1 protein-coding gene and 2 pseudogenes are annotated in these 4,199 nt (G+C 41.5%); all 3 read left to right on the forward strand.

Annotated features, from left to right (window positions below):
• A pseudogene (locus AAFM34_RS12330) lies at positions 1-190 on the forward strand (ABC transporter ATP-binding protein); the annotation flags it as partial.
• Positions 191-223: 33 nt separating this feature from the next.
• On the forward strand, positions 224-1,498 hold the full coding sequence (locus tag AAFM34_RS12335) for a paraquat-inducible protein A (protein ID WP_341663227.1): 1,275 nt from the start codon (positions 224-226) through the stop codon (positions 1,496-1,498).
• Positions 1,491-4,122: pseudogene (locus AAFM34_RS12340) on the forward strand (MlaD family protein). Before AAFM34_RS12335 ends, AAFM34_RS12340 begins: the two are co-directional and overlap by 8 nt.
• The last annotated feature ends 77 nt before the right edge of the window (positions 4,123-4,199 follow it).

The following is a 4,199-nucleotide window of genomic DNA, read 5'->3' on the forward strand; positions in this document are numbered from 1 at the left end:
GTATTAGTAATGATTCTTGGATGGCAGAACTACCTTAATCGTTGCTCATCGTTTATCTGCAGTTAAGCAAGCTGATTTGATCTATGTTTTAGAAGATGGACAAGTGGCGCAGGCAGGAACACATGTTGAGTTGGTTAAACAAGAAGGCTTATATCAAACTTTATATGGAAATGTTCAGTCTCACGTGTAAATTAACCCTATACACTTGTGATAGGAGGCAATGATGTGTCCTCCAATTACTGATACCAAAAAGGGCTTAAAGCCGAATATATCACATATTCGCTTGTGTCACGGCTGCGAACTCCCCATCACTTCTATTAGATTAGAAAGAGGAAAAAGTGCCTATTGTCCACGCTGTGGTACACATTTATATAGAGGAGGCTCCCCTTCTCTGTCTGGCAACTTAGCATTAGCCGTTGCATGCCTTTTACTGTATGTGCCCTCCCATTTTTTTCCTTTTATAAGCATCCGGTTGTTCGGTGTTATGATACCAGCCACCTTACCATCAGGGGTTTTTACTCTGTTTGATGAAGGGTTTGTCTTCCTCTCGTTGCTCATATTTTTTTGTAGTTCCATTGCACCATTTATGCTTTGTTTGTCTGTTCTAGCTGCCCATATAGCACTGAAAGCCAACCAGTTTAAGACTTTAAAATATGCGTTGTACACTATCAAACAAATTAAAGTTTGGGTAATGATCGACGTTTTTCTGGTAAGTATTGCGATTTCTTGCTTTAAGCTCCAAGACTATTCAGATATTCATGTTGGTGCAGGTCTATATGGATTTATCATGCTACAGTGTATGACAGTGCTACTTGTTACACGAGTTAGCATCTATAGTTACTGGGAAAAATATAACCCAGAGCGATACTATGATTTTAACAAGAAAGAACTTCATTGCCTTCATTGTCACCTTTCGCAACCACATGGCGACTTTTGCGTTCGCTGCCAAAAACCTATTTCTCGACGCAAGCCGCATTCTATCCAAACAACGTGGGCATATGTTATTGCAGCAAGCATTGCTGTTTTCCCAGCAAATCTGATTCCTATATCTATCCTAATAACTAATGGACGACGGATTGAAGACACTATATTTTCAGGTGTAGCATCACTAGTAAAAAGCGGCATGTGGGGAATCGCACTGATAATTTTCATTGCCAGCATAGCAGTACCTGTAGTAAAAATTTTGGGACTTACCTATTTGCTGCTATCAATTCAATTCAAACGAACTTTGCGTCGTCGCCAAAGAATGGTCATTTATTTCATTATTAAATGGATTGGGCGATGGTCAATGATGGACCTGTTTGTGATTTGTATCATGATGACAGTAATTGACCGTGGCCAACTACTCAACTTTACCCCAGGTTTTGGCGCGGTTGCATTTGGTCTCGTTGTTTTATTTACTATGTTTGCAGCAGAAAGCCTTGATCCTAGGCTTATTTGGGATGAGCGCTCCGTGAATCTCAAAACCGACCGAAGAGAAGAAATATCAAATGGCTAATTCAACTCAAAACTCGCCGTCTTACTCACCTGATGTCAAAGGTAATAAAAGATTATCGCCTTTGTGGTTGCTTCCAGTACTGGCGTTAATTTTGGCTGGTTGGTTAGTACTAAAGGCGGTAGAGGATGCTGGCGAACGTATTCAAATTCACTTCTCTGATGCGCAAGGCCTAGTCGCGGGCCGAACTACCATACGCTATCATGGACTCGAAGTGGGTATGGTTCGTGATATCAAGCTGTCAGACGACCTAAGCAACATTTATGTTGAGGCCGATATTTACCCCGAAGCAACTAAACTACTTTCACAAGGCACGCTATTCTGGATGGTCAAACCGACCGCAAGCTTATCTGGCATATCGGGCCTTGATGCGCTGGTATCGGGTAACTATATTGCTATTCAACCCAGTGCTAAGCCTTCTAAACCTGAAAAACGATTCTCTGCTTTAGAGCACCCACCGGCCGATATCCGGGCTCCTAGCGGCCTCAATATTACGCTCCGAGCAGATGACCTAGGGGGAATTTCTATAGGCTCACAAATTGTTTATAGAAAGATTCCTATTGGGGAAGTGTATAGTTATCAATTGGATGGAAATGAAAAAAATGTTCTTATTCATGCCTCAATTCAGGATGAATACAGAAGTATTATCACCGATGAAAGCAGGTTTTGGAATGTTAGCGGCTTAGGGGCGACTCTAGGTATCCATGGCGTAGATCTAAAATTAGATAGCCTAAGCTCCTTGATTGGCGGCTCAATTTCAGTGGACTCCCCTGACGGAGGAGAACCTGTCGCTGACAATAGTCGATTTAAGCTTTATCCGGATCTGAAGACGGCGGGTCGAGGAATACCGATAAAGATAACTCTACCAGATAATAACAACATAAGCCCAGCGGGTGCTCCTATTATGTATCGTGGCATCGCTATCGGCCAAATCACTGACTTGCAATTTAGTAACGGACGAAAGGACATCGTTGCCCTAGCAGCCATAGAGCCTCTGTTTTCTGACATGTTAACAACAGGCAGCCATTTCATTTTAAAAGAGGCAAAAGTGTCACTTTCTGGTATCGAAAATGTCACTAACTTATTGAAAGGCAATTACTTAACTTTAATTCCTGGGAAAGGAGAGGTCACGTTATTTTAACGCTCTTAGTAAAGACGAATTTCATCAGAAACAGTCAAATTCGACCTTTATTACGCTAATAGCAGATAATTCCTTCGGTCTTGATGTTGGGGTAAACGTACTTTTTAAAGGCATCTCAGTTGGAGAAGTAACGAAAGTTTCGTTAGTTAAAAATAAAGTTCACATAGACTTACATATCGACAAGGACTATTCATCACTCATAAAGTCACAGAATCGATTCTATGTCACTGGTAGTGCGACTGCAGAACTGACAGAATCAGGCCTTCATGTTTCGGTTCCCCCCGCAAAGCAGCTACTTACGGGATCAATCAGCTTTACGAGTGAAGGAAGTAATACTCCGAACAAACAATACACTCTTTACCCGAGTCAGTCACTTGCTGAATTAGCTCAATATAATGTTTCTGGCTCTGAAACCATCACCCTGTTTGCTGAACAATTACCGCCAATAAATAAAGGTAGTCCCCTACTATATAAAAACTTGACAGTCGGTCGTGTCTCAGATTTCAACCTTGTGGGAGACGGTGTTGAAGTAAAAGCAAGTATAGAGAAACAATATCAACATTTATTGACTAAAGATACTGTATTTTGGAACTACTCTGGTGTCGAGGTCGATGCAGGTCTCCATGGTATAAATGTTAAGGCTGCTCCACTAAAATCACTAATACAAGGCAGCATTGCATTTGACTCCATTCCTGGTGTAGAAAATATAAGCGGAAACAAATGGCTGCTATACGATAGTTTCAAAGCCGCAAGAAAATATGGCCGTACTATCACTTTAGTGGCTAAGGGTGAAAATCATATTTCCAGAGGAACCAGTGTTAAATACAATGGCATAAACGTAGGTGAAGCGGTATCTGTTACCCCAGATTTCAAACGTGAAACGATGATAATTAAGCTCCGTTTACTGCCAGAGTATGCCGATATTCTCGCTAAAGAGAACAGCTATTTTTGGATTGCACAACCGACTTTAGGGTTAAGCGGAGTTAAAAACTTACAAAACTTCTGGGCTCCAGCAATCAATGTAAAGCCCGGTAATGGAAAAGCGACATTCAAGTTTAGCCTACATAAGCAACCGTCAAATACCGATGGAATTCCCTTTACACTACAAAGCGAAACTCTTGGAGCAGTAACCATTGGTACCCCTGTACTTTTCCGGGAAATGGAAGTTGGACGTGTGATTCAAGTTGATCTTGGTGAATTTGCTGATCGCGTGGTATCCACAATTTCAATCTCCCCGCAATACGCTTATTTGGTTAGATCAAATAGCGTATTCTGGAATACTTCTGGTGTTGATGTTTCTATTGGTCTTGGCGGCGCTAATATCAAAGCTGGCACAATAGATAGTATCATAAAAGGCGGTATCACCTTCTCTACACCAGATAATGTCCCTCTTCAACCTATGGCAGAGCAAGGTCAGTCTTTCTTTTTAAACTCAACGCCAGAAGACTCGTGGAAAAAGTGGCGAGCCCCCATACCTAAACCATAGAAACAAAAACGCAGTGTTAAAGACTAATGCCGATCAGTTAAACATTAATCGGCAGATCAATTGAATGATCCCATCAG

It is taken from the genome of Vibrio sp., assembly GCF_038138445.1.
GTDB lineage: Bacteria > Pseudomonadota > Gammaproteobacteria > Enterobacterales > Vibrionaceae > Vibrio.

Excerpts from the sequence above, each read along its gene's own strand:
- AAFM34_RS12335 (WP_341663227.1), top strand. The coding sequence starts at position 224 with ATGTGTCCTCCAATTACTGATACCAAAAAGGGCTTAAAGCCGAATATA.